The 24,087-nt window shown below is 69.4% G+C and carries 22 protein-coding genes; 15 read left to right on the top strand and 7 right to left on the bottom strand.

Features of this window, described 5'->3' with window-relative positions; all coding sequences use genetic code 11:
- Positions 1–74 precede the first annotated feature (74 nt).
- Positions 75–1,448 (top strand): ATP-dependent DNA helicase, encoded by a 1,374-nt coding sequence (locus AC3WLZ_RS16315; RefSeq protein ID WP_412925972.1) that lies wholly within the window; start codon positions 75–77, stop codon positions 1,446–1,448.
- Between the two features lie 8 nt (positions 1,449–1,456).
- Here the strand turns inward: AC3WLZ_RS16315 and AC3WLZ_RS16310 are convergent, their stop codons facing one another.
- Entirely contained in the window at positions 1,457–2,110 is a 654-nt protein-coding gene (locus tag AC3WLZ_RS16310; RefSeq protein ID WP_412925971.1) for a biliverdin-producing heme oxygenase, read from the bottom strand.
- 184 nt (positions 2,111–2,294) lie between these two features.
- Here AC3WLZ_RS16310 and AC3WLZ_RS16305 point away from each other — a divergent pair, with 184 nt between their 5' ends.
- The 4 genes from AC3WLZ_RS16305 (at position 2,295) to AC3WLZ_RS16290 (ending at position 7,058) form a co-directional block, all read left to right on the top strand.
- Entirely contained in the window at positions 2,295–3,563 is a 1,269-nt protein-coding gene (locus AC3WLZ_RS16305) for a serine hydrolase domain-containing protein (RefSeq protein WP_412925970.1), read from the top strand.
- Between the two features lie 4 nt (positions 3,564–3,567).
- A complete protein-coding gene (locus AC3WLZ_RS16300) occupies positions 3,568–4,434 on the top strand; it encodes an EamA family transporter (protein WP_492470780.1) in 867 nt (288 codons plus the stop codon).
- A 70-nt stretch (positions 4,435–4,504) separates the two neighbouring features.
- Positions 4,505–5,503: a magnesium and cobalt transport protein CorA gene (locus tag AC3WLZ_RS16295; RefSeq protein ID WP_492470779.1), complete on the top strand. Its 999-nt coding sequence runs from the start codon at positions 4,505–4,507 to the stop codon at positions 5,501–5,503.
- A gap of 85 nt (positions 5,504–5,588) precedes the next feature.
- Positions 5,589–7,058 (top strand): amino acid permease, encoded by a 1,470-nt coding sequence (locus AC3WLZ_RS16290; RefSeq protein ID WP_412926185.1) that lies wholly within the window; start codon positions 5,589–5,591, stop codon positions 7,056–7,058.
- 3 nt (positions 7,059–7,061) lie between these two features.
- Here AC3WLZ_RS16290 and AC3WLZ_RS16285 read toward each other — a convergent pair whose 3' ends face one another.
- Together AC3WLZ_RS16285 and AC3WLZ_RS16280 are read right to left on the bottom strand one after the other, a co-directional pair.
- Complete coding sequence (locus AC3WLZ_RS16285) at positions 7,062–8,240, bottom strand: 4-hydroxybenzoate 3-monooxygenase (protein ID WP_492470778.1); 1,179 nt, start codon at positions 8,238–8,240, stop codon at positions 7,062–7,064.
- A gap of 117 nt (positions 8,241–8,357) precedes the next feature.
- Positions 8,358–9,110 (bottom strand): IclR family transcriptional regulator, encoded by a 753-nt coding sequence (locus AC3WLZ_RS16280; RefSeq protein ID WP_492470777.1) that lies wholly within the window; start codon positions 9,108–9,110, stop codon positions 8,358–8,360.
- 91 nt (positions 9,111–9,201) lie between these two features.
- Here AC3WLZ_RS16280 and pcaH point away from each other — a divergent pair, with 91 nt between their 5' ends.
- The 8 genes from pcaH (at position 9,202) to AC3WLZ_RS16240 (ending at position 17,080) form a co-directional block, all read left to right on the top strand.
- Positions 9,202–10,014, top strand: coding sequence for a protocatechuate 3,4-dioxygenase subunit beta (gene pcaH / locus AC3WLZ_RS16275; RefSeq protein ID WP_492470776.1), 813 nt, complete (start codon positions 9,202–9,204; stop codon positions 10,012–10,014).
- Positions 10,011–10,568, top strand: a complete 558-nt coding sequence (pcaG, locus tag AC3WLZ_RS16270; protein WP_412925964.1) for a protocatechuate 3,4-dioxygenase subunit alpha — start codon at positions 10,011–10,013, stop codon at positions 10,566–10,568. The genes pcaH and pcaG overlap by 4 nt, the downstream gene beginning before the upstream one ends.
- Complete coding sequence (locus AC3WLZ_RS16265) at positions 10,558–11,883, top strand: lyase family protein (RefSeq protein ID WP_492470775.1); 1,326 nt, start codon at positions 10,558–10,560, stop codon at positions 11,881–11,883. The genes pcaG and AC3WLZ_RS16265 overlap by 11 nt, the downstream gene beginning before the upstream one ends.
- On the top strand, positions 11,880–12,644 hold the full coding sequence (locus AC3WLZ_RS16260; RefSeq protein WP_492470774.1) for an alpha/beta fold hydrolase: 765 nt from the start codon (positions 11,880–11,882) through the stop codon (positions 12,642–12,644). Before AC3WLZ_RS16265 ends, AC3WLZ_RS16260 begins: the two co-directional genes overlap by 4 nt.
- Positions 12,641–13,045 carry a 4-carboxymuconolactone decarboxylase gene (pcaC, locus tag AC3WLZ_RS16255; RefSeq protein ID WP_492470773.1) on the top strand — a complete coding sequence of 135 codons (405 nt, stop codon included), beginning with the start codon at positions 12,641–12,643 and terminating at the stop codon, positions 13,043–13,045. Before AC3WLZ_RS16260 ends, pcaC begins: the two co-directional genes overlap by 4 nt.
- A gap of 82 nt (positions 13,046–13,127) precedes the next feature.
- Positions 13,128–14,429 carry a C-glycoside deglycosidase beta subunit domain-containing protein gene (locus tag AC3WLZ_RS16250; RefSeq protein ID WP_492470772.1) on the top strand — a complete coding sequence of 434 codons (1,302 nt, stop codon included), beginning with the start codon at positions 13,128–13,130 and terminating at the stop codon, positions 14,427–14,429.
- 8 nt (positions 14,430–14,437) lie between these two features.
- On the top strand, positions 14,438–15,913 hold the full coding sequence (locus tag AC3WLZ_RS16245) for a C-glycoside deglycosidase beta subunit domain-containing protein (protein ID WP_492470771.1): 1,476 nt from the start codon (positions 14,438–14,440) through the stop codon (positions 15,911–15,913).
- 114 nt (positions 15,914–16,027) lie between these two features.
- Positions 16,028–17,080, top strand: coding sequence for a Fic family protein (locus AC3WLZ_RS16240; protein ID WP_492470770.1), 1,053 nt, complete (start codon positions 16,028–16,030; stop codon positions 17,078–17,080).
- 36 nt (positions 17,081–17,116) lie between these two features.
- Here AC3WLZ_RS16240 and AC3WLZ_RS16235 read toward each other — a convergent pair whose 3' ends face one another.
- The 4 genes from AC3WLZ_RS16235 to AC3WLZ_RS16220 form a co-directional block, all read right to left on the bottom strand.
- Positions 17,117–17,740, bottom strand: a complete 624-nt coding sequence (locus tag AC3WLZ_RS16235) for a TetR/AcrR family transcriptional regulator (RefSeq protein ID WP_412925957.1) — start codon at positions 17,738–17,740, stop codon at positions 17,117–17,119.
- A 52-nt stretch (positions 17,741–17,792) separates the two neighbouring features.
- A complete protein-coding gene (locus AC3WLZ_RS16230; protein WP_492470769.1) occupies positions 17,793–19,235 on the bottom strand; it encodes a GH39 family glycosyl hydrolase in 1,443 nt (480 codons plus the stop codon).
- Positions 19,236–19,253: 18 nt separating this feature from the next.
- Positions 19,254–20,417, bottom strand: a complete 1,164-nt coding sequence (locus tag AC3WLZ_RS16225) for an FAD-dependent monooxygenase (RefSeq protein WP_492470768.1) — start codon at positions 20,415–20,417, stop codon at positions 19,254–19,256.
- Between the two features lie 170 nt (positions 20,418–20,587).
- Positions 20,588–21,526 carry a LysR family transcriptional regulator gene (locus AC3WLZ_RS16220; RefSeq protein WP_412926184.1) on the bottom strand — a complete coding sequence of 313 codons (939 nt, stop codon included), beginning with the start codon at positions 21,524–21,526 and terminating at the stop codon, positions 20,588–20,590.
- A gap of 224 nt (positions 21,527–21,750) precedes the next feature.
- On the opposite strand from AC3WLZ_RS16220, the gene AC3WLZ_RS16215 reads away from it, so the two are divergent.
- Positions 21,751–23,043, top strand: a complete 1,293-nt coding sequence (locus tag AC3WLZ_RS16215) for an extracellular solute-binding protein (protein WP_412925954.1) — start codon at positions 21,751–21,753, stop codon at positions 23,041–23,043.
- 75 nt (positions 23,044–23,118) lie between these two features.
- Complete coding sequence (locus tag AC3WLZ_RS16210; protein ID WP_412925953.1) at positions 23,119–24,087, top strand: carbohydrate ABC transporter permease; 969 nt, start codon at positions 23,119–23,121, stop codon at positions 24,085–24,087.

Raw genomic sequence — 24,087 nt, 5'->3', positions numbered from 1 at the left:
GCCCTGACGCCGGATACCCGGGGTCATCCACATCGCTCCCGCCCCCGGCACCCGTCGCGAACTACCATGAACCGGTGACCACGCCTCCCCTCTCGCCCGAGCAGCAGGCGCTGTTCCGGCTGATCGAGGACACACGGGAGCACGTGTTCGTCACGGGCCGCGCGGGCACTGGCAAGTCGACGCTGCTGCAACACCTGGCGTGGAACACGCAGAAGCAGATCGCCGTGTGCGCACCCACGGGGGTGGCGGCGCTCAACGTCGAGGGGCAGACGATCCACTCGCTGTTCCGGCTGCCGATCGGGCTCATCGCGAACGGCGACATCGAACAGAACGACGCGACGCGCAAGCTCCTCAACGCCATCGACACGCTCGTCATCGACGAGATCTCGATGGTCAACGCCGACCTGATGGATGCCATCGACCGCTCGCTCCGTCAGGCACGGGGTCGTCGCGCCGAGCCGTTCGGCGGGACGCAGATCGTCATGTTCGGCGACCCGTATCAGCTCGCGCCGGTCCCGCCGCGGGGGGACGAGGCGCGGTACATCCGCGACCACTACCGGTCGTTCTGGTTCTTCGATGCGAAGGTGTGGTCGGGGGAAGCGTCCGGCGACGGGCTCATCGACATCGGTCGGCACGGCGCCGACCTGCACGTCAACGAACTCGTCGAGATCCACCGGCAGTCCGACCCGGGCTTCAAGACGTTGCTCAACGCGGTGCGCTACGGGCGTGTGACGGCCGAGATGGCGGGCATCCTCAATTCCGCGGGTGCCCGCACGCCCCCTCATCCGGACGACGGAGAGCACCCGATCATCACGCTCGCGACCCGCAACGATCGCGTGAACGAGATCAATCGCCGCCATCTCGAGGAGCTGGTCGGCCGCACCCAGACGGCGAACGCCGAGATCTCGGGCGACTTCGGGCGGGGCGAGGCCAACTACCCGGCGGAGCTCGCGCTCACGCTCAAGATCGGCGCGCAGGTGATGTTCCTGCGCAACGACTCGGCGCAGTTCGGTGAGGCGCCGCGGTGGGTCAACGGCACGATCGGCACCGTCACCCGCATCGCCGGTGACAGCGTGCGCGTCGATGTCGACGGGATCGAGCACGATGTCGAACCGGCGGTCTGGGAACGCTATCGCTACGCCTACGACCCCGGCACCAAGAACCTCTCGCGCGAGATCGTGGCCGAGTTCACGCAGTTCCCGCTGCGGCTCGCGTGGGCCGTGACCATCCACAAGTCACAGGGGAAGACCTACGACCGCGCCGTCGTCGATCTCGGCGCCGGGGCGTTCGCGCCCGGGCAGACGTACGTGGCGCTGAGCCGGCTGACCTCGCTGGACGGGCTGTATCTGTCCCGCCCCCTGCGTCCGAGCGACATCCGCGTCGACGAGGACGTGCGGCGCTTCATGAAGCAGGCATGGCTCGGCCGCCAGCAAGCGGCTGAGGCCTGACACCGCCCTCAGGCGACCTGGGATGCTTTCGCGCGGACGAGGTCCGCGCACAGCTCGGTGGTGAAACGGTAGGCGACGAGCACCTCATCGATGACACGCGTCTTCTCGTCGTCGTCCCAGGGGGCGGCATCCAGCTGTTCCCGGTAGACGCGCTTGAACGCCGTCGGGTCGGCGATGTCGGCGAACAGGTACAGGCCGATCCCGTTCGTCTCGAAGCCGAACCGGCGCTGCAGGAGTCGCCCGATCGACGGCCCGCCGGAGAGGTCGCCGAGGTAACGCGTGTAATGGTGCGCCACGAAACCGCCCGGCCACCGCGCGGCATGGTGGCGGATGCGCGACACGTAGGCCTGGGTGGTGGGCAGCGGGGCGACCCGCTCGCGCCAGTCGGGGCCGACGAGGAATTCGAGGTCGGCGGCGATCGCGGGGAGGCGGGTGAGCTTCTCGCTCAAGAACACCGCGACGACCGGGTGATCGCGCAGCGAGTCGGCGCCGGCCTCGAGCGCCTCGTAGATGAACCACTGCTGGATGACGTGGGAGATGTAGTCCTCCCGCGTGCACGCGCCGGTGACGAGGCCGACCAGGAAGTCCGTGAGAGGGGATGACGTGTTCGCCGCGCTCGACCGCTCGCGCAGGGCGGCGGAGAACGAAGCGACGGCGGCCATGCGGACATCATACGCAAAGGGTTAGGGGAACCTAACTCCCCGTGGACACGTGGTGCCGAGAAAGGGCGGCAACCGTGATGCAGACGTGACTCCGGCGGGGCGCAAGCGGACGCTCCGATTGTTCAGCGTGTGTTTGAATTCTTCGAGTGCACGCTTCGTCGCGCGCGGAATCGTGGGGGTAGAGATGCGGGGTTGGCGCCGATCAGCGGCCATCGTGGTCGCGGGAGCCAGCATCATCGCGGTCGCCCTGTCCGGATGCACGCCGCAGGCGTCGGCATCCATCGACGTGCCCGAGCAGGTGCAGTCCTCCCTTCCGGATGACACCGTCACGCAGTTGCGGGATGCCGTCACCTCGGCGATGGCGATCACCGGTTCCACCGGTGCCATCGTCGGCGTGTGGGCGCCGTGGAGCGGCACGTGGGTGTCGGGCCTCGGAACCCAGGGCCCGGGCGGCGCCGAGGTGACCGCCGACATGGGTTTCCGCGCGGCCGATGTGACGCGTGCCATGACGTGCGACATCGTCTACGAGCTCGCCGCGGGCGGCACGTTCTCCCTCGACGACGCGGTGTCCACCTGGGTGAGCGGTCTCCCCGGGTACGACGACATCACGCTGCGCGAGCTGTGCGATGGGACGTCGGGTCTCGGTGCCTACCAGGCGACCCTCGCGAACCAGGTGCTGACCAACCCCGATCGCGCCTGGAGCGACCGGGAACTGATGGCCTACGGCATCGCCAGCCCTCGTCTCAACGCGCCGGGGGCGGCGTTCGCCGGCTCCGACACTAACTACCTCCTGGCGGGCATGGCCGTCGAACGCGCGACCGGCGAGAAGCTCGACGACCTGATCGCCGAACGCGTCGCCGGCCCACTCGGGCTCGACGCAACCTCCCTTCCCGGGCCGGCCGCGGCGGCACCATCGGCCAACGCGCTCAACGGTTACTGGTCGCTGCGCGGGGGTGACGGCGCGTGGAACTGCACCGACCCCGCCGACTTCACCGTCACGTCGGCGAGCTTCGGCGCCGGTGACTCCGGCGTCGTGACCGACATCACCGATCTCGGTCGCTACGCGCAGGCGCTCGCGACCGGTGCGCTCCTGCCCGACGGCAACGACCGATTCTCGGCCCCCGTGCCGGTCAGCGCCGACGCGCCGACGTGGTTCACCGCCGCCGGCGGCGCGTTCCAGGCGGGCTCCCTCATCGGCCAGTACGGATCGGCGCCGGGGTACATCGTGGGAGCGTTCGCCGACCCCTCCACGGGCATGTCCGTCGCCGTGGTGCTGAACAACTCGGGCGCCAGCGACATGGCGGGCGCCTGGCTCGCGTGGGAGCTCGCGGCGATCGCATCGAAGGCTCCCGCTGCCGACGGCCGAACGGTGCCCGAAGCGGGTCTGCCGTGGACCGCGCAGCAGATGCGCGACAACCTCGGCACGATCGCGATCTGCCCTCCCGCCCAGTGATGCGATGAGGCGGTCCGGTCAGGGGCCGGCCGCGGCCCTCGTGCTGGTCGGGCTCGCCTGCCAAGAGGTCGGGGCGTCGTTCGCCGTCCTGCTCTTCCCTCACGCGGGGCCGCTCGGCATCGTCATGCTGCGCCTGGTGTTCTCCGCCCTCCTGCTGCTCGCGATCGCGCGGCCCCGACTCCGCGGGCACAGCGCCGCCGCGTGGCGGTCGGTCGTGTGGTTCGGTGTGGTGCTGGCATCCATGAACGGGCTGTTCTACCTCGCGCTCGAGCGGCTTCCGCTGGGCGTCACGGTCACCATCGAGGTGCTCGGGCCCCTGACGCTGTCGATCCTCACGGCCACGGGCGTCGCCCGATGGCTGTGGGTCGGTCTGGCGCTCACGGGGGTCGTCGCCCTCGGCGCGGGCGGATGGGACCGCCTCGACGCCCTCGGCGTGGTCTTCGCGCTCGGCGCCGCGGCGAGCTGGGCGCTGTACATCCTCGCCTCGGCCCGCGCGGGCCGGGAGTTCCCGCGCCTCGACGGACTGGCGCTCGCGATGACCGTCGGGGCGGTGATCTCGCTGCCCTTCGGGATCGCCCAGGCGGGGGCCGGGCTGCTGCGGTGGGAGATCCTCGCACTCGGTGCCGCCGTCGCGGTGCTGTCGTCGACGATCCCGTACGCGCTCGAGCTCATGGCCCTCCGACGCCTGCCCGCGTCGGCGTTCGCGATCATGATGAGCCTCGGCCCGGCGACGGCCTCGCTCGCGGGCTTCCTCCTCCTCGGTCAGCACCTGTCGTGGCTCGAGATCGCCGGCATCGGTCTCGTCATCGCCGCGAGCATCGGAGCGGTCAGGGCGGCCTCCCGTCGCGCCGCGGTCGAGCCGGTCGGCTGAACGGATGCCACGTCCACCCGCCCCGCGCCAGTGGCATCCGCCGTTTCCTTTCCGGGGGTAGAACGAAACCATGCCCATCATCGACAGCGCCGTGTACGTGGACGGTCACCGCATCGAGAACCCGTCGAGCCTCGACCAGACCTTCGAGTACATGGAGGCCCACGGCGGCATGGCCTGGATCGGCCTCCTGCGCCCCTCGCCCGAAGAGCTCGCGCGGGTGGCCGCCGAGTTCTCCCTGCACCCCCTCGCCGTCGAGGACGCGCTCGCCGGGCATCAGCGCTCGAAGCTCGAGCGGTACGGAGGCAACCTCTTCGCGGTGCTGCGTCCGGCGCGCTACATCGACGAGACCGAGACGGTCGAGTTCGGCGAACTGCACGTGTTCGTCGGGCCCGATTACGTCGTCACGGTCCGCCACGCCGAAGTGCCCGACCTCTCCCGCGTGCGCCACCGCCTCGAAGGACAGCCCGAGCTCCTCGCCCGCGGTCCCGAGGCCGTGCTTTACGCGATCTTCGACGAGGTCGTCGACCAGTACGACCCGGTGGCGGCGGGTCTGCAGAACGACGTCGACGAGATCGAGGACGCGCTGTTCGGGGTCGGCGACACCGAGCTCACGCAGCGCATCTACGAACTGGCGCGCGAGGTCATCCACTTCCAGCGCGCGACGGAGCCCCTGCGCGACATGCTGCAGGCGCTGCTGCGCGGAGCGGACAAGTACGGGGTCGACATCGAACTGCAACGGTCGCTCCGCGACGTGCTCGACCACGTGCTGCGCCAGTGCGACAAGCTCGTCTCGCTCCGCGCCATCCTCGACAACGCGCTCACCGTGAACGCGACGCTCGTCACGCACCGGCAGACGGAGACCTCGCTCGAGCAGAACGAGCAGGTGAAGAAGATCTCCGGGTGGGCGGCGATCCTGTTCGGGCCGTCGCTAATCGGGGCGATCTACGGCATGAACTTCAAGAACATGCCCGAGCTCGACTGGACGCTGGGCTACCCGATGGCGTTGGGTCTCATGGCCGCGACATCGTTCGGGCTCTGGGTGACGTTCAAGGTCAAGCACTGGCTGTGACCGATCCGGCGCGCTTCACGGGCGCGGACGGCCGGATGCCAATGATGGAGGGGTGACAGACACCACTCCCTCGGGCTCCGGCAACGTGGCCGAGCCCCTCACGACCTCGACCGTCCACCTGGAGGACGAGGGCTACCACAAACGCTTGAGTTCGCGTCAGGTGCAGATGATCGCCATCGGCGGCGCCATCGGCACGGGACTGTTCCTCGGAGCCGGCGGCCGCCTCGCCCAAGCGGGGCCCGCCATCGTGCTCTCCTACGCGGTGTGCGGCCTCTTCGCGTTCTTCATCCTCCGCGCGCTCGGGGAGCTGGTGCTCCACCGCCCGACCTCGGGGTCGTTCGTGTCCTATGCGCGCGAGTTCTTCGGCGAGAAGGCGGCCTTCGTCTCGGGCTGGTTCTACTGGATCAACTGGGCGACGACGACCATGGTCGACATCACGGCGGCCGCGTTGTACATGAACTTCTTCGGCAAGTACGTGCCGTGGATCGGAGCCGTCCCGCAGTGGGTGTGGGCGCTGGCCGCGCTGGTGACCGTCCTCGCGGTGAACCTCGTGTCGGTCAAGGTCTTCGGCGAACTGGAGTTCTGGTTCGCGCTGATCAAGGTCACGGCCCTGGTCGCGTTCCTCCTGGTGGGCATCTACTTCGTCGTCTTCGGCACCCCCACGGGGGCCCCGGTCGGGTTCTCGCTCATCGCCGACAACGGCGGTTTCTTCCCCAATGGCATCCTGCCCGCGATCATCCTGATGCAGGGCGTGGTGTTCGCGTACGCCTCGATCGAACTGATCGGGACGGCCGCGGGCGAGACGAAGAACCCCGAGAAGGTCATGCCCCGCGCGATCAACTCGGTCATCATCCGCGTCGCGGTGTTCTACGTCGGCTCGGTGCTGCTGCTCTCGCTGCTGCTGCCCTTCACCGCGTACTCGAAGGACGAGAGCCCGTTCGTGACGTTCTTCGCGTCGATCGGCGTCCCCGGCGTCGACGTCATCATGAACCTCGTCGTGCTGACGGCGGCGTTGTCGTCGCTCAACGCGGGCCTGTACTCCACCGGCCGCATCCTGCGCGCGATGGCGGTCGCGGGGTCGGCGCCGAAGTTCGCCGCGCGGATGAACAAGGCCGGCGTACCGTACGGCGGTATCGCGATCACGGCGTTCGTCGCGCTGTTCGGCGTGGTCATCAACTTCGTGGCCCCGAGCGACGCGTTCGAGACGGTGCTGAACGTGGCGGCCGTCGGCATCCTGGTCACCTGGGCCACGATCATCCTGTGCCAGATGCGCCTGAAGCAGCTGGCGGACCGCGGTGAGCTGGTGCGCCCGTCCTTCCGGCTGTTCTGGGCGCCGTACACCAGCTACCTGACGCTGGCGTTCCTGGTCGTGGTGCTCGTGCTCGTGTTCGTCGACTCGCCCGCGACGGCGCTCGTCGCGCTCGTCGCGAGCGTGCTCATCACGATCGGCTGGTTCGCTCGACGCAAGCTCATCGCCGAGCTCGCCGCCGAGCGCGAGGGCTATACCGGCGCGCACCCCGTGGTGCCGAGTCCGTTCCGCCCCGACCGGAAGTAGGGCTCAGTCCAGCGGCCAGCCGCAGTACGCCTCGGCGAGGTACGCCTTGCCGTGCTCGGACTCGGTGACCGCCCGCAGCTCGCCGAGCTGGCGGCGGCGGTCGAAGTCGGTGGCATCCGGGGCCACATGCAGCAGGCTCGTCATCCACCACGAGAAGTGCTGCGCCTTCCAGATGCGGTGCAGCGCCCGCTCGGGATAGGTCTCGAGCGGGCGCGCGTCGTCCTCGAGCAGGAGAGCGCGCAGCGCGTCGGCGAGCAGCCGCACGTCGGCGATCGCGAGGTTCATGCCCTTCGCCCCCGTGGGCGGGACGGTGTGCGCGGCGTCGCCGACGAGCGCGACGCGGCCGCGCCGCAGGTCGTGCGCGACGAAGCTGCGGAAGCGCAGCACGTCGCGCTGGAAGATCGGCCCCTCTTTCAGGGTCGTGCCGGGGACGCGCTTCTGCAGCTCGTCCCACAGCTGCGCCTCGGAGAACGCCGCCGTATCGGTCTCGGGGTCGCACTGGAAGTACATCCGCTGCACGGTCGCCGACCGCTGGCTGACGAGCGCGAAGCCGTCGGGAGAGTTGCTGTAGATGAGCTCGTCGGAGCTCGGCGGCGCTTCGCATAGGATGCCGAACCACGCGAACGGGTACTCGCGGAAGTAGCCGCCCGTGCTCGATCCGGTCACCGCGGCGCGGGCGACGCTGCGCGACCCGTCGGAGCCGACGACGAACTCGGCCTCGATCTCGAACGGCTGACCCTCGGCGTCGCGGGCGATGACACGGGGCAGGTCGGTCTCGGCATCCTGGACGCTCTCCGCCGTGACGCCGAAGCGCAGGTCCTGGCCCGCCGCGAGCCGCGCGACGATGAGATCCTTCAGCACCTCGTGCTGCGGGTAGAGCCAGACCGACCGGCCGACGAGCGCCGGGAAGTCGATGCGGTGCCCCTCGCCCGCGAATCGCAGTTCGATGCCGTCGTGGCGGTGACCGACGGTGCGCACACGCGAGGCGTCGCCGAGGGTGTCGAGCAGTTCGACGGTGCCCTGCTCCAGGATGCCGGCGCGGATCGTGCTCTCGATCTCATCGCGCGAGCGCTGGTCGATGACGACCGAGGGGATGCCGGCGGCGTCGAGCAGGTGGGACAGAAGGAGTCCCGCGGGTCCGGCGCCGACGATCGCGACACGGGTGCGGACGGTGGTGGTCATGGCGTCTCCTTCGACGGGTACCCGCCCGATGCTGGCGCGGATGCCGTCGCCCTGCGCCCGTATTCCCATTGAACGGAGTTCTTCCGCCTCCGCGTCTTCCGGGGGTGGAAGGGGGACTCAGCGGCGGTAGCCCAGCGCGCGCTCGGTGTCGCGGGCGGCGCGGTGGAGCTCGCCGAGGGCGAACTGCGTCTCGGCGTCGCGGGGCAGCACCACCGAAAGGGCGGCGATCACGGCCCCGGTCTCGTCGCGCACGGGAACCGCGACGCCCGTCGACACCTCGTCGACGTACCCCGGCGCGATCACGTGGCCGAGCGTGCGGATCTCGGCGAGCGTCCGCCGGAGCACCCCGGGGTCGACGATCGTCGACGGCGTCACGGCGACGAGCGGGTGGCCGAGAACCCGCTCCCGCAGGTCGTGCGGAGCGAACGCGAGCAGGACGAGGCCCGAGGACGACGCGTGCAGGGGCAGTCGGCCGGCGACGCGGGTGATGTTCGCGCCGGAGTCCGGTGCGCTCAGACGCTCGAGGAACAGCGCTTCGTCCTGTTCGAGGATCGCGAGCTGGGTGTGCTCGCGTACGCGCACCTGCACCCGCTCCATGAACGGCAGAGCCGCCTGCCGCAGGCGGAGCGCGTGCGACGAGCGGGTCGCCAGCTCCCACAGCCGCATGCCGACGCGGACCCTCCGCTCGTCGTCGCGCTCGAGGAGCCCGGCATCCACGAGCTCGTTCACGATCCGGTGCGCCGACGAGCTCGGCAGCTGTGCGCGACGGCCGATCTCCGCCGTGGTCTGGGCGGTGCGCGTGGGGGTGAAGGTCTCGAGGATGCGCACCAGGCGATCGGTCACCGAATCGCCCGAGGGGGAGTTGGCCATGGGCTCAGGATGCCACGATTCCCATTCAGCGAGAACACGCTGGCGTGCGAGCGGGCGCGTGCCGGAACATGGATCGGTCGAAGGAGACCCGATGACCCGCACCCCCGCCGCCGCTCCCGAGTCGCTGCTGGCCGCCCCCGACCAGGCGACGCAGGACGAGATCACCCGAGAGATCCAGGCCGCGCACGCCGCGCTCGATGCCCGCGAGGCCGCCGGCGAGAAGCTCCCGGCCACCTCGTACGACTTCCCCGCGTACCGGTCGAGCGTGCTCCGCCACCCCACGAAGAACCCGAAGCTCGTCGACCCCGAGACCATCGAGCTGTTCTCGCCCGCGTTCGGGCAGCGCGATGTCGCCGCGATCGAATCCGACCTCACGCTGCAGCACGCCGGCGAGCCGCTCGGCGAGCGCATGACGGTGCGCGGCCGGCTGCTCGACTCGTGGGGCCGTCCGTTGGCGAACCAGCTCATCGAGATCTGGCAGGCCAACTCCGCCGGACGCTACATCCACCAGCGCGACCAGCACCCCGCCCCGCTCGACCCGAACTTCACGGGCGCGGGACGCGCGATCACGAACGACGCGGGGGAGTACGCCTTCACGACGATCAAGCCCGGCCCCTACCCGTGGAAGAACCACCGCAACGCCTGGCGGCCGGCCCACATCCACTTCTCGGTGTTCGGCACGTCCTTCACGCAGCGTCTTGTGACGCAGATGTACTTCCCCGGCGACCCGCTGTTCGCGCTCGACCCGATCTACAACAGCATCCACCGGCAGAAGGACCGCGACGCCCTCGTCGGCGTCTACGACCACGACCTCACCTCACCGGAATGGGCCACCGGCTACCGCTTCGACATCGTCGTCGACGGCCCCGACCAGACCTACTTCGAGCAGGAGGGCGACGCATGATCCCCCCGAAGACCCACCGCCCCACCCCCGGCCAGACCGTCGGCCCGTTCTTCGCCTACGGGCTGGAATTCCCGAAGCAGCACGAGGTCGCCTTCCCCCACTCGCCCGGGGCGATCGTGCTCTCGGGCACCGTGTTCGACGGCGCGGGAGCCCCCATCCCCGACGCGCTCGTCGAGATCTTCGGGGCGGATGCCGACGGTTCGGTGTCTCGCGCGCGCGGCGCGTTCCGGCGAGACGACCACACGTTCACCGGCTTCGGGCGCGCCTTCACGAACGACGAAGGGCACTACGAGTTCTGGACGCGCACGCCCGGCGGGTCGGACGGCCGGCCCGGGTTCTTCGCCGCGATCGTCTTCGCCCGCGGGCTGCCGAACAAGCTGCACACCCGCATCTACGTCCCCGGCGACGACGCGGCGCTCGCCGCCGACCCGCTGCTGTCCTCGCTCGATGCGGACGAGCGCGCTAGCCTCGTGGCGACGCGTACGCCCGACGGACACCTCCACCACGACATCCGACTGCAGGGCGAGAAGGAGACGGTCTTCCTTGCCTTCTGACCCCCTCGACGCGGGCCTGCTCTCGCCCGCGACCGTCGGTCACGACATCCTCGTCTCGGATCGCGCGTACCTCGACGCGCTCGTGCGCGCGGAGTGCGCGCTCGTCGCCGCCTACGCCGATGGGGGCATCGCACCTCGAGAGGTCGCGGTCGCCGTCGACCACGCGTTCGGCATCGATGAGAAGTACGGCTCGCCGTCGCTCGGCATCGACCTCGACGCCCTCGCGGCTGCGGCGGTGTCCGGCGGCAACCCGGTGATCCCGCTCGTCGGCGAGCTGAAGGCTCGCGTCCCGGCGGAGTCCGCCCCGTGGATCCACCGCGGAGCGACGAGTCAGGACATCCTCGACACCGCGACGATGATCGTCGCCCGTACCGCGGTGGAGCAGGTGCGTGCCTCGCTCACGCACGCCGCACAGTGGCTGCGCGCGCAAGCCGAGGCGCACGCCGGCACCGTCGCTGCGGCTCGCACCCTCACGCAGCACGCGGTCCCCACCACGGTCGGTGCCCGGGTGGCGGCGTGGGAGCGTGGCATCCGTCGCGCCGTCGACCGGCTCGACGCCCTCGTCTTCCCCGCGCAGCTCGCCGGTGCCGGCGGAACGCTCGCGTCGTTCGTCGAGATCACGGGATCGGTGGATGCCGCCGCCGCGCTGCCCGCCGCCTACGCGCGGGCCGCGGGACTCGATGTGCCCGACGCCCCGTGGCACGTCATGCGCTGGCCGGTGACCGAGCTAGGCGACGCCCTCACACAGGCGATCGATACGGTCGGGAAGGTCGCGGCCGACGTCGCGACCCTCAGCCGCACCGAGATCGGGGAGGTCGCCGAGGGCACGGGCGGCGGTTCGTCGGCCATGCCGCAGAAGCAGAACCCCGCCGAGGCCGTGCTCATCCGGTCGGCGGCGCTGCGCGCGCCGCAGCTCGCCGCGACGTTGCACCTGGCATCCGCTCTGGCCGTCGACGAGCGCCCCGACGGCGCTTGGCACGCCGAATGGCCGACGCTGCGCGAACTCCTGCGCCTCGCCCTGGGGGCGTCGTGGCACGCGTCGTCGCTCGCGGCCCACCTCCGGATCGACGCGGATGCCGCGGCGCGCAACGTCGCGCTCACGGGCGGCCGGATCGTCAGCGAGCGCTTGCGGGGCGTGCTCGTCCCGCTGATCGGGGCGGACCGCTTCGCGGCGCTCGTCGGCGGGGAGGGCGATCTCGCCGAAGCGCTGCGGGCGCTGCCCGAGACCCGCGACCTCGATCTCGATGCGCTGCTCGACCCGGCGGGATACGTCGGGCTCGCGCCGCGCCTGGCACGAACGGAGGACCCCCGATGATCGCGCTGACCGCCCCCGTCGGACCCGCGGACGCACCCCTCGTCGTGCTCGGTCCCTCGCTCGGCACCTCGACGATCCTGTGGGACGACGTCGTGCCGCTGCTCGCCGACGACTACCGCGTCTCGGCCTGGGACCTCCCCGGGCACGGCGCGGGGCCGGTGGCGACCGGGCCGTTCACCGTCGCCGACCTCGCGGATGCCGTGGCCGCGGCCGTCCCCGACGAGACGTTCTTCTACGCCGGGGTGTCGCTCGGTGGCGCGACGGGCCTGGAGCTCGCGCTCCGGCACGGGACTCGGCTGCGGGCGGCGGCGATCGTGGCATCCGGGGCCGTGCTCGGCGACCCGGCGTCGTGGGCCGATCGGGCCGCGCAGGCGCGGGCACAGAGCACCTCGAGCCTGATCATCGGCTCTGCGCAGCGCTGGTTCGCCCCCGAGTCGATGGCTCGTCGCCCCGAGCTCAGTGGGCGCCTCCTGCACGTGCTGCAGGATGCCGACGACGAGAGCTACGCCCGCTGCTGCGAGGCGCTCGGGGCCTACGACGTGCGCTCGTCCCTGGGCAGGGTCGAGGTCCCCGTGCTCGCCGCGTGGGGCGCTTTCGATGCCGTCGCACCCGAAGAGAAGGCGATCGAGATCGCCGGAGGCGTGGTCCGTGGGCGCACGGCGCGCGTCGACGACGCCGGACACCTGCCGCCCGCGGAACAGCCGGAGGCCGTGGCATCCCTCCTCCGCTCGTTCTTCGCATCCCCCGAGGAGACCCGATGACCCGCCCCGACGGAACCGGACTGACCGACGGCGAACGCTACGACCAGGGCATGGCGGTGCGCCGCGAGGTGCTGTCGGACGCGCACGTCGACCGCGCGACCGCGGCGACGACGGACCTCACGGCGGACTGGCAGGACTTCATCACGCGCGTGGCGTGGGGCGATGTGTGGTCGCGGCCGGGTCTCGACCGCCGGTCGCGGTCGGTGGCGGTGCTGAGCTCGCTGATCGCGCACGGACACCACGAGGAGCTCGCGATGCACCTGCGCGCGGCTCTGCGCAACGGCCTGACCGTCGACGAGATCCGCGAGGTGATCCTGCAGTCCGCGATCTATTCGGGCGTCCCCGCCGCGAACACGGCGTTTCGCATCGCGACCGAAGTGTTTGCGGAACCGCGGAGCTGATACCGAGGATCAGAAGCCCTTATGTCTGAAAGAGGCATAAGGGCGGTAGCGTCGAAGCGAACCCCAGAGAGAGGGAGCGACGATGCTTCTCGAGCGAGACCTCATCCAGTCCGTCGGATTCCGTAACGTCCGCGACGGCGACGAGATCACCGGCTTCCAGTTCCGTGTCCGGATGCCGTCCTATCGCGGCATGGCGGCATCCCTCATCGACGGCATCGGCGTGAGCATCCCCGGGCTGGTCGATGTCGCGCCCGACGTGCCGCTGTGGACCCTCCAGGGGAGGCAGTACACGCTCGCCGAGCTGTGGGACGGCGACGGGGTGCGTTGGCCGCTCGAAGACGCCGCGATCATCACCGTGCCACTGCCGGGCGGCCTGCCCGACGGCGTGCACCCGCTGTCGATCGAGCTGCGGCTGCGCATGTCGTACATCCCCCAGGAGCACCAGCCGAGCACCTACCGCGTCACCAAGGACGTTACGCTCGCGCCCGAGGCATCCGGAGCCCCCTTCCAGTACGGCGTCTCGCTCTACAGCTACATGACCGACTTCGGCACGGTCATGGACCTCGAGACCGCGATGGCGTCTATCGCCGACATCGGCGCGACGGGACTCGAGATCCTCGGCGAAGCACACATCCCGAACTACCCGAACCCCTCGGACGAGTGGGTCGACCAGTGGTTCGCGCTGCTGCAGAAGTATGGCCTCGAGCCGACGAACTACGGCTCGTGGATCGACACGCGCCTGCACTCCAGCGGCCCGCACGCCCGCGACATGACGGTCGAGGAGGGCGCGGCAGCTCTCCAACGCGACCTGCGGCTGGCGAAGCGCCTCGGGTTCCGGTTCGTCCGGCCCAAGATCGGCGTGGTGTCGAGCGACCTCATCCCGCACCCGATCTGGACCGAGGCCGTCGAGGCATCCCTCCCGCTCGCGGAAGAGCTCGACGTCATCATCTGCCCCGAGATCCACTCGCCCACTCCCATCAAGCACGAGGTCGTCGACGACTACATCGCTCTCATCCGCCGCACCGGCACGAAGCACTTCGGGCTGCTGCTGGACACGGGGATCTTCCAGGACCGCCCCATCCCGCTCAAGCCCGGCGAGCTGCCGGGGCAGCGGCCGGCGTTCCTCGACGGCATCCACGTCGACCCCAACGACGTGTTCGACGTCATCGAGAACGTCGTGTTCATCCAGGCGAAGTTCCACGACATCGACGAAGAGCTCGACGACAAGCAGATCCCGTGGGAGCCGGTGCTCCGCGCGCTGAAGGACGCCGGGTACACCGGGTATCTCTCCAGCGAGTACGAGGGCGAGCGCGAACCGTGGCGCTCGATCGAGCAGGTGCGGCGACAGCACTCGCTGATCCGCCAGATCGCGGACCGGCTGTGAGGCGCGCCATGCCCAACGGACTCCTCCACGACGACAGCCTCCGCCCCCACCCCGACGGACTCGCGCTGCGGCTCACGATCCCCTGGTATCGCAGCCTCTGGCTCTCGTCCGTGACGACGCTCGAGCTCTCCGTCGACGGGGAACGGGTGGATGCCGATGACCTCCGCGTCGACTTCGGCGACGCGTCGTACCGCCTCGATGAACTCCCGGAGCAGAGCGAGACGCTGTGGTTCCTGCAGCAGCACCCGCTGCTCGTGGCCCGACGAGCCGAGCCCGTCGCGGTCGGCGAGACCCACGACGTCGTGCTGCACGGCGAGCTGCGCCTGCCGTACATGCAGATCGCGCCCGGCCAGGACGGCGGGCCCGGCATGTACGTGCCGAACGTCGTGCACGATGTGAAGACCCTCGCGGTCGTCGACACGGATGCCGCGCCCCCGTCGCTCGTGCACGAGGTGGCGCCGCCGCCGCCCGCGACCGACGACGACCCGTTCCGCCTCGGTCTGACGCTCTACTCGGCGAGCGCGGAGTTCCGCGCCGGGTGGTACGACTTCGACGGCCTGCTCGACCGCGTCGCGGAGCTCGGGATCGGTCCCGGCATCGAGATCGTGGCATCCCAGATGGTGCCGACCTATCCGGTGGTCGGGGACGACTTCGTGCGCACGTGGCGCGCGGCGTTCGACCGGCACGGGTTCGTGGAGAGTTCGTTCGGCGCGAACCTCGACATGGGTCGCCGGCGCGACCGCGATATGACCCCCGACGAGGAGTTCGCGTTCTCGAAGCTGATGCTCGAGGGGGCGAAGAAGCTCGGCTTCCCGCTCGTGCGCATCCAGTCGGCCAAGCCCGAGTTGCTGCGCCGGCTCCTGCCGATCGCCGAAGAGCTCAAGCTGAAACTCGCGTATGAGATCCACGCGCCGATGGGCCCGAACGCCGAACCGATCCTGCGCGTGCGCGAGACGTACGCCGAGCTCGACTCGCCGCTGCTGGGCTTCGTCGCCGACTTCTCGTCGACGATGCACGCGATGTCGCCGACACTGCTGCGTGCCGTGCGGCGTGCCGGTCTCGACGACGCGGCGGTGACGAGGTTGCAGGAGATCTGGGCGACGGATGCCACCATGCAAGCGCGACAGCAGGAGTTCCTCGGCTACCTGCGCGGCCGGGACTTCGATCCGGGCCGCCTGGGATCGTTCGCGCACCTGGCCTTCAATATGCACGGCCACGTGGACCCGCGCGAGTGGGCCGACATCATGCCGCAGATCTTGCACGTGCACGCGAAGTTCTACGACATCGACGCGCAGGGTCAGGAGCCGGCAATCGACTACCCGGAGCTCGTGCGCGTGTTCGTCGAGGGCGGCTACCGCGGCTTCTGGTCGAGCGAATGGGAGGGCCACGCCTTCGCCGAGCTCGGCGAAGTCGACCCGCTGCTGCTCGTCCGGCGCCAGCACGACCTGATCCGCGCGTCGATGCGGGCGGTGCCGGCGGGGTAACCTCGCCCGCTCCCGGACGCATGCGTGAGGCGCGCGACCGACGCATCTCTCAAGAAGCTCCTAAACCTACTAATATGAAGGTAGAAATAGTACTTTTAGTGGATTGAGGGCGCGATGAGATCGTTCGTAGACCTCGACCACTTCATCGGATCCGTGCCCTTCGATGTTGTCGCCTCACTCCGCGCGGTCGATACCGGGCGGGGGAGTGAAGCGCTGTTTCGGGACAAGCTCCCCGCGCTCCTCACTTCACTCGCTGAGCGGGCACGCGTCGCCAGCATCGAGGCATCCTCCGCGATAGAAGGTGTGGTGGTCGCGGACAAAGTGAGAGCTGCTGCCATCCTCGGCGGCGAGGTCACCGGCTTGCGCGACCGCAGCGAGCAAGAACTCGCAGGCTACCGAGAGGCGCTGGATTATCTGTACCAGGAGTCGTGGCGTCCGCTGAACGTCGGCCTCCTCCTGCACTTGCACCGCCTGCTCTTCCGGTATACGGACATACCAGGCGGTGCGTTCAAGACCACCGCGAACCTCGTCGTCGACCGCAACGCGGACGGCAGCACAACCACACGTTTCACTCCCGTGGCGCCGACCGAGACACTGTCCCACCTCGACGAGCTCATCGCCCGCTACAACGGGGCGATGGACGCCGATCGGCATCACCCGATCCTGCTCACCGGTCTGTTCGTTCTCGACCTGCTCACCATCCATCCGTTCGACGACGGCAACGGGCGCATCACGAGAGCCATCACGAATGCCCTGCTCCAACACGCGGACTACGACGTCACGCGATATATCTCACTCGAGGACCGAATCGCCCAGACGGCCGATGCCTATTACGCCGGTCTGTTGGCCTCGACCCATGGTTGGCACACGGGTGACCACGACCCGTGGCCATGGCTGCGTTACTTCGTCACCGTCTTGCACGACTCCTACGACCGATTCGCTGCCATCACTGCCGCGAACCGGTCGACCGGTAGCAAGCAGGATCGCGTCCGCGACTACGTCACGAATCATGCCCCCGCGACGTTCCGTATCGCGGACATCCGCGCGGCCTTGCCGGGCGTCAGCGACCAGACGATCCGTCTCGTTTTGGACCAGCTCCGCGTCGCCGGGAGTGTGCAATCGGACGGCGCGGGCCGCTCCGCCACCTGGACTCGTATCGGCGAGTGACAGGGCGACAAGCCCGATGAAGGACTGCTCGCCGGGTCAGTCCGACGACACCGTGAGGTACACCGTTCGCGAGAGGCGCTCGAGCAGGTCGGGCCAGGCGTAGGCGTCGTGCGGGCTCGCGGTCGCCGTGACGCCGAGGCCGAGGTAGCGCACGCACAGGCTGTAGAAGATCTCGAACGCCCAGTCGGCCCGCTCCCGCGTGAGGTCGACGCCGTGTTCCTCGGCGGCCGCGAGCAGCGCCCGGAGGAAGACCGCCTGCCCGGCATCGCCGGAGTGCCGACCGCGGTCGAGGATCTCGGCATCCTCCACTCCCAGGAGGAAGAACGGGGAGAGAAGGTCGCGGTTCTCCCGCAGGATCTCGGCGTACACCGTGACGATCTCGGCCGTCGCGCGCGCGAAGCTCGCGGCTCCGACTCCGGCGGCGCCCACGCGCTCCTCGGTCTCGACGTCGAGGCGATCGAACTCCTGACCCTGGATCACCCTCAGCAGCTCGACCTTGCTGGCGACCCGGCCGTAGATCGAGCCGATCGAGACCTCGGCCTTCGCGCTGACCTCGGCGAGCGAGAACTGGCCCGTGCCACGCTCGTGCAGGAGCTCGAGGACGGCGGCGCGCACCTTTGCGAACGAGTCGCGGCTGCGCTGCTGCTTGGGCTCCGACATCCCGTTCACGGTCGGTCGTCCCCCCATCGCTCTCATCCCGTCGCTCCCGCCGTCAGGCCGTGAGCTCCACGAGGAAGACCGACTGGGCCGACAGGGCGATGTCTAGCTGGAGGGTACCCGCCGCCGACACCGGCACCGGGCGCGGCCCCTCGACCACACCGTCTAGGGACGCGATCGTGGCGTGGACGGTGGCATCCGTCCACGGAAGGTTGCGCACCTCGACGCGAACCGACTCCACTCCCGCGGATGCCAGCTCGCTCCGCTGAGGCGGCAGCGTCAGTCCCAGCTCGATCCGCTGCTCGCCGATGGGGATGCGGAAGGTGAAGCGATCCTCCTCGCGGGGGGCGAGGGCACTGTCGGGCGCGACGTAGTTCGCCACCAGGATGCGCACGGTGTCGCCGTCGCGGCCGGCGGCGCAGGCGAGGCCCGATTCGTCGCCGCCCGAGACGGCGAGGCGCCGCCCGGTGAGTGCGCGGCCGGCCAGAACCAGCGCGTGGGAACGCTCGTCCGGGTTGCCGTCCACGTCGCCCACGCCACCCGGGTCGACGAACCCGTAATGCGGGTCGCGTCCGCTGTCGGCGCGGAAGAAGAAGGCGTGGTCGATGACCGTGTCCTGCAAGGAGATCGCCGTGGCGGCCTGGAATGCGCCCTTCTCCCCAGCCGGCGCAGAGCTACTCGGAACCGCGAGGTAGTTCCAGTAGCTGAGCGTCAGGTCGGTGTCGGTGAACCCGTGCCGATCGAGAACCTCCCGCAGCTCGCGCGACACGTAGCGGTAGTCGAGCGGATCGCGGGTTCCGTCGGTGAACCAGAGGAACGAGAAGAAGTGCAGGGGGAGGTCGTTCTCGCGCACGAACTCGAGGAAACCCTCGCGGTACGCAGAGCCCGCTTCGAGCGAGAAGGCGAGGGACGGTCCACCGACCGTCAGGCTGGCATCCACCCGGGAAACCGCCTCGCAGAACGCGCGGTACATGGCGTAGAACTCCTCGGGCCGCCCGGCGAAGTGCAGGGGGCCGAAGTCGGGCTGATCGCCGAACTCGTAGATGCGGACGGGTTTCGCGGGCCCGCCGGCCCACCCTTGCGAGTAGTGGCGGACGATGTGCTCGACGACGCGCCCGTAGACCTCGAGGTCCTCAGTGGGGAGCTTGTTCTTCGGGATCGAGCTGGCGACCGTGAACATCACCTCGGCGCCGATGGCGTGCACCGCCTCGACCCACTGGTCGGTGGCCGCGAAGTTGTAGCTCGCGGGGTCGTCGACGTCCGCGCTCCAGTCGGGGAACAGGCTTGTGGGGTTGTCCCTCGTGTCGAGTCGGGAGACCCAGTCGAACGAGCGGACGACCGTCACCCCCGCCTCGCGCCACAGCGGCGTCATGTCGGGGAAGTCCGGGTAGCCGTCCACAGGTCCGGGTACGCCGCCGACGCCGTTCAGCGGTCGGAAGGCGCTTTCGCGGGCGGCATCCACGACAAGGGTGCGGGTGGTGGCGGAAGTGTGCGACACGTGCGTCTCCTCGACGGGTCAGTAGGGCATCCGCAGGAGGCGGTTCGCGTACTCGTTCGCGATCGGCTCGTCGTGGCGGAGGTGATCGATGCGCGCGCGGTACGTCTCGTCGGTGACGGAATCGAACTCCTCGAGCATCGACTCGATCGAGCGATCGAGGACGGCGCGCACGCGCGGAAGGCGGCGCTTCATGAAGTTCAGCTGCGCATCGAGCAGGGACGGATCCTTCGCGAGCTCCTGCGCGAGAACGACGCCGTCTTCGATGCTCATGGCGGCCCCCGACCCGAGGTACGGCGTCATGGTGTGCGCGGCGTCGCCCAGGATCATGACGCGGCCACGGAACCAGGGGTATGGCACCCACACGGTCGAGTAGGGCGTGTAGGCGACGTTCTCGGCGTGACGCACGTCTGCCAGCGCGTCGGCCAGGAACTCCGATCCGCGCGTGAGGGAGACCGCGCGATCGTGCATGATCTCCGCCATCCTGCTCGCGTCGTAGCGGGGGCGCCCCTCCTCGGCCACGGTGAGCACCATGTACATCGTGTCTTCCGACAGCGGCGTGAGCATGATCTTGCCGCCGTAGCCCTGGCAGATGATGGGCTGCATGATCTTGCGGCGGTTGGGGAGCCCCGCGCGCCACGCGACCCCACCGACCGGGCGGGGAGCGTACTTCTCACCGAAGTACTCGCGGCGGATCTGCGAGTGGAGGCCGTCGAAGCCGAGCACCAGGTCGTAGTCGACCTGGTCGCCGGTGCTGAAGGTGACGGTTGCCTTGTCGTCGTCCTGCGCGATCGCCGCGACGGTCGTGCTCATCCGGAAGGTGGAGCCGTGCTCGCGGGCGTGCCGCGCGGCGATCTCCAGAAAAGCGATCCGCGACATCGTCACACACCCGGGAAGGCCCTCGTCTCGCGTGCCGTAGCTCATGGCGCTGAGGAAGTTGCCGTCGGCGTCGTAGTTGTCGATCCCCGGCGCGGGATGGCCGATCTCGAGAACGTCCTCCAGCAGGCCGATGTCGCGCACGGCGCGCAGGCCGTTGATGCGCAGCCCGAAACCGACGCCGGCGACGCTGATCTCGGGCTTGTCGTCGATGACGTCGACGGTCGCGCCGATGCGGGCCAGGGCGGAGGCCGTGCTCAGGCCCCCGATCCCGGCGCCGACGATCAGGATGCGCAACGGTTCTGCCATGGTGTGCTCCTCACTGAGCGGGCGTCGAGATGATGAACGAACGCACGATTTGCAGAATCAGGACGTTGGTTCTGATTTTGAAAGTAGCGCTCGGACACCGGGGATGAGCACCGATGGGCGCCGTGGCATCCCGATGCCGTCCATCACTGTCGCTGATGCGAAGCAGCTGTTCAGTGCGGCGCGTGCCCCGCGGCGATCCGGCGGCCGGCTTCGGCGAAGAGGCCTCGCATCCACTCGTGTTCGGGATCGCGGTTGTGCGAGGGATGCCACCACAGGGCGCTCACAATGGGCGTGGCGGCGAAGGGGAGGGGCACGACGCGGATGCCGCCGATGCGCAGCAGGTGCGGGGCGAGCGCCGACTGCACGAGCCCGACGCGACGGGTGCCGCTGACGAAGTGGCCCACCGAGAGGAAGCTCTCCAGGACCACTTCGATGTGCGGTTCGACCCCGAGCTGCTGGATCTGACGCGCCGCGGAGGTGAAGGCCGAGCGCGACTGGAACGTGAGGACCCACGGCATGTCGGCGAGGTTCTCCATCGTGAGCGATTCGCCCACCTCGTCGTTGTCGTCGGCGACGACCGCCAGCCAGTCGTCCTGCCACAGATCGAGGTACGGCAGCTCCGAGACCGGGCCGTGCGGGATGACCATGCCGTCGGCGGAGCGCAGGCGGTTGGCGGCATCCTCGACGATGCCCGGGTTGTGCAACATGTACCGGAACCGCACCCCGGGGGCCTGTTCGGCGGCGAGCTGGGAGACGACGGTGCCCACGGTGACGAATCCGTAGTCGGAGCCGTAGATGGAGAATTCGCGCGTGGACTCGGCGGGCGACCACGACGCCTGGCTCTCGAAAACCCGGCGGGCGGCCTCGAGGGCCGTGCTCGTGTGATCGGTCAGGCGCACCGCGAACGGCGTGAGCTCGTACGTGTTCCCGCGTCGGGCGAGGATCTGGTCGTTGAAGTGCGTGCGCAGCCGAGCGAGCGAGGCGCTCAACGCCGGCTGACTGAGGTGGAGCCGGTCGGCCGCGCGTGTGACGCTGCGCTCGGTGAGCAGCGCGTCCAGCGCGATGAGCAGGTTGAGGTCGAGGCGCGACAGCGTCGCATGATCGGTCACCACGATGTGATCCTTCGCTCGGATATGCGTCCCGCCAGTGTATCCACGGGGTCTATGCGCCGCACCCCTCGCATCGCGGGGATGGATGCCATCGCTCCGGCGGGTCTTATGTGCTCTATCCGCAAGACTTATGTGCTTTTTCGGCGCATCCACTTGATACTGAGGAACACAGCACAGGCGCTCCACCGAAGGGGCCGCCGACAACGTCGTCAGAAAGGCTGGCCATGACCCAATCCCGCCGTCGCGTCACGCGGCTCGTTGGTCTTTTCGCTCTTCCCACTGCAGCAGCCCTCGTCCTCGCCGGATGCTCCGGCTCCACCTCCGGCGACTCCGGTTCGGGGGACGGGAAGTCGTTCACCTTCACGTTCGCGACCTCCAACAACCTCGAGAGCCCGTACGAAACCCTCGCCAAGGAGTATCAGGAGCAGCACGAGGGTGTGACCATCACCACCAACCCCACGCCGAACGACAAGTACGGCGAGACGATCCGCACGCAGCTGCAGGCCGGGAACGCCTCCGACGTCATCCAGACCACTCCGGGGTCGGGCGACGCCCGCGGCATCATCCCGCTCGCGGAGGCCGGATTCCTCGAGCCCCTCGGCGACACCGCGAAGAGCCTCATCATCCCCGGCAGCGAGTCGGTCTACACCGTCGACGACAAGGTCTACGGCCAGCCCCTCGACTTCACGATCGGCGCGGTCGTCGCGAGCCTCGGTACGGCGAAGATGAAGGGCCTGACCGACTTCCCGACCACCATGAGCGAGTTGACCGCGGCGTGCTCGTCGCTGCAGGGCCAGGGTGCGTCGCTCCTCGCCCTCGCCGGTGCCGCCGGCCCGAACGTCGGTCTGACCATCCAGGGCATCTCGGCGACCCGCGTGTATTCGGCAACGCCCGACTGGAACCAGCAGCGCGCCGACGGCAAGGTCACCTTCGCCGAGAGCCAGGGCTGGAAGGACACCCTCCAGACGTTCATCGACCTGAAGGACGCCGGCTGCTTCCAGCCCGGCGCCGAGGGCGGCGGCTTCGACGCCATCACGAACGGCCTCGCCCAGGGAACCTCGGTGGGCAGCTTCATCCCGTCGGGTGCCGCGGTCGAGATCTCCAAGGCCGCGCCCGCCGAGGCCGAGTTCGCCGTCGAGCCCTTCCCCGCCAAGAGCGGCAAGCCGATGGTGCTCGGGAGCTCCAACTACACGCTGTCGATCAACGCCAAGGCCAAGAACAAGGAGGCCGCGCAGGACTTCCTCGAGTGGATGGCGGAGCCCGATCAGCAGCAGCGCTACTACGAGCTCTCCGGCGAGCTGCCCGTGTCGGCCTTCGACAAGCTCGACCTCACCGGCACGATCTACGCGCCCGTGGCCGATCTGCTGAAGAACAAGCAGTACACGCCGCTGCCGAACAACATCTGGCCCAACCCCTCGGTCTACGAGGCGCTGCAGGTCGGCGGCCAGGGACTGCTGACCGGTCAGACGACCATCGACCAGGTGCTCCAGAGCATGGACGCCGCCTGGGGCAACTGACCTCCTCCGCCGCCCGGGACCCCGAGAGGTCCCGGGCGGCGGAGCCGCACCCATCCCCACGGAGACGAGGACGTCATGAGCACAACCCTTCGACCGAGCGATGCGGCTCGGACCGAGACCGAGCGGGTGGTCCTGCCGCGCCGTGGACGGCGCCGGGCCCCGGCTCCGCGACGGCCCGGACTGCTGAAGTTCGGGTACTGGTGGTGGGCCCTCCCCGGCATCCTCTTCGTCATCGGCATCCACTACGTCGCCACGAGCATCGGCGGGTTCTTCGCCTTCACCAACTGGACCGGTATCGGTGCCTTCGAGCTCATCGGCCTCGACAACTTCGTCAAGATCTTCCAGGACCCCACCAAGCTCGGTGCCCTGGGGAACACGCTGTTCCTGGCCTTCGGCTCGGTGATCCTCAGCAACATCCTGGGTCTGGCCTTCGCCCTCGGCCTCAACCGCGGCCTGAAGTCCCGCTACGTCCTGCGGACCCTCTTCTTCATGCCGGTGGTGCTGAGCCCCCTGGCCACCTCGTACATCTGGAAGTTCATCTTCGACTACAACGGTCCGCTCAACCTCGCGCTGCGGGGGGTGGGTCTCGGCAACATCGCCCGTGCCTGGGTGGCCGACCCGACCTGGGCGATCTGGACCGTCCTCGTCGTGCTGGTGTGGCAGAACATCGGCTTCGCGATGGTCATCTACATGGCAGGCCTCGCCGCCGTGCCGGTCGAGATCGAGGAGGCCGCCGCCATCGACGGAGCGAACCTCTGGCAACGCTTCTGGCACGTGACGCTGCCCTCCATCCGCCCCGCGGTGGCGATCGCCACGACACTTGGCCTCGTCAACGGCCTGCGGGTCTTCGACCAGATCATGGCCCTCACCGGCGGCGGACCCGCCGCGGCCACCGAGACCCTGGCCACCCAGGTGTACAAGCAGTCCTTCGCCCTCGGCAACTTCGGCTACGGCGCAGCGCTCGCGCTCCTGCTCACCCTCATCATCCTGGTCTTCGCCGTCGTGCAGCAGCGCGTGACCGCCGGCCGCTCCGAGGAGTCCTGA

The sequence above is a fragment of the Microbacterium sp. FW305-3-2-15-F-LB2 genome (assembly GCF_058787255.1).
Note: the sequence above shows the minus strand (reverse complement) of the source record. Positions and strands in the feature narration are given on the sequence as shown.

Excerpts from the sequence above, each read along its gene's own strand:
- AC3WLZ_RS16310 (WP_412925971.1), bottom strand. The coding sequence starts at position 2,110 with ATGGCCGCCGTCGCTTCGTTCTCCGCCGCCCTGCGCGAGCGGTCGAGC.
- AC3WLZ_RS16305 (WP_412925970.1), top strand. The coding sequence starts at position 2,295 with ATGCGGGGTTGGCGCCGATCAGCGGCCATCGTGGTCGCGGGAGCCAGC.
- AC3WLZ_RS16300 (WP_492470780.1), top strand. The coding sequence starts at position 3,568 with ATGAGGCGGTCCGGTCAGGGGCCGGCCGCGGCCCTCGTGCTGGTCGGG.
- AC3WLZ_RS16295 (WP_492470779.1), top strand. The coding sequence starts at position 4,505 with ATGCCCATCATCGACAGCGCCGTGTACGTGGACGGTCACCGCATCGAG.
- AC3WLZ_RS16285 (WP_492470778.1), bottom strand. The coding sequence starts at position 8,240 with ATGACCACCACCGTCCGCACCCGTGTCGCGATCGTCGGCGCCGGACCC.
- AC3WLZ_RS16280 (WP_492470777.1), bottom strand. The coding sequence starts at position 9,110 with ATGGCCAACTCCCCCTCGGGCGATTCGGTGACCGATCGCCTGGTGCGC.
- pcaH (WP_492470776.1), top strand. The coding sequence starts at position 9,202 with ATGACCCGCACCCCCGCCGCCGCTCCCGAGTCGCTGCTGGCCGCCCCC.
- pcaG (WP_412925964.1), top strand. The coding sequence starts at position 10,011 with ATGATCCCCCCGAAGACCCACCGCCCCACCCCCGGCCAGACCGTCGGC.
- AC3WLZ_RS16260 (WP_492470774.1), top strand. The coding sequence starts at position 11,880 with ATGATCGCGCTGACCGCCCCCGTCGGACCCGCGGACGCACCCCTCGTC.
- pcaC (WP_492470773.1), top strand. The coding sequence starts at position 12,641 with ATGACCCGCCCCGACGGAACCGGACTGACCGACGGCGAACGCTACGAC.
- AC3WLZ_RS16250 (WP_492470772.1), top strand. The coding sequence starts at position 13,128 with ATGCTTCTCGAGCGAGACCTCATCCAGTCCGTCGGATTCCGTAACGTC.
- AC3WLZ_RS16245 (WP_492470771.1), top strand. The coding sequence starts at position 14,438 with ATGCCCAACGGACTCCTCCACGACGACAGCCTCCGCCCCCACCCCGAC.
- AC3WLZ_RS16240 (WP_492470770.1), top strand. The coding sequence starts at position 16,028 with ATGAGATCGTTCGTAGACCTCGACCACTTCATCGGATCCGTGCCCTTC.
- AC3WLZ_RS16235 (WP_412925957.1), bottom strand. The coding sequence starts at position 17,740 with ATGTCGGAGCCCAAGCAGCAGCGCAGCCGCGACTCGTTCGCAAAGGTG.
- AC3WLZ_RS16225 (WP_492470768.1), bottom strand. The coding sequence starts at position 20,417 with ATGGCAGAACCGTTGCGCATCCTGATCGTCGGCGCCGGGATCGGGGGC.
- AC3WLZ_RS16215 (WP_412925954.1), top strand. The coding sequence starts at position 21,751 with ATGACCCAATCCCGCCGTCGCGTCACGCGGCTCGTTGGTCTTTTCGCT.
- AC3WLZ_RS16210 (WP_412925953.1), top strand. The coding sequence starts at position 23,119 with ATGAGCACAACCCTTCGACCGAGCGATGCGGCTCGGACCGAGACCGAG.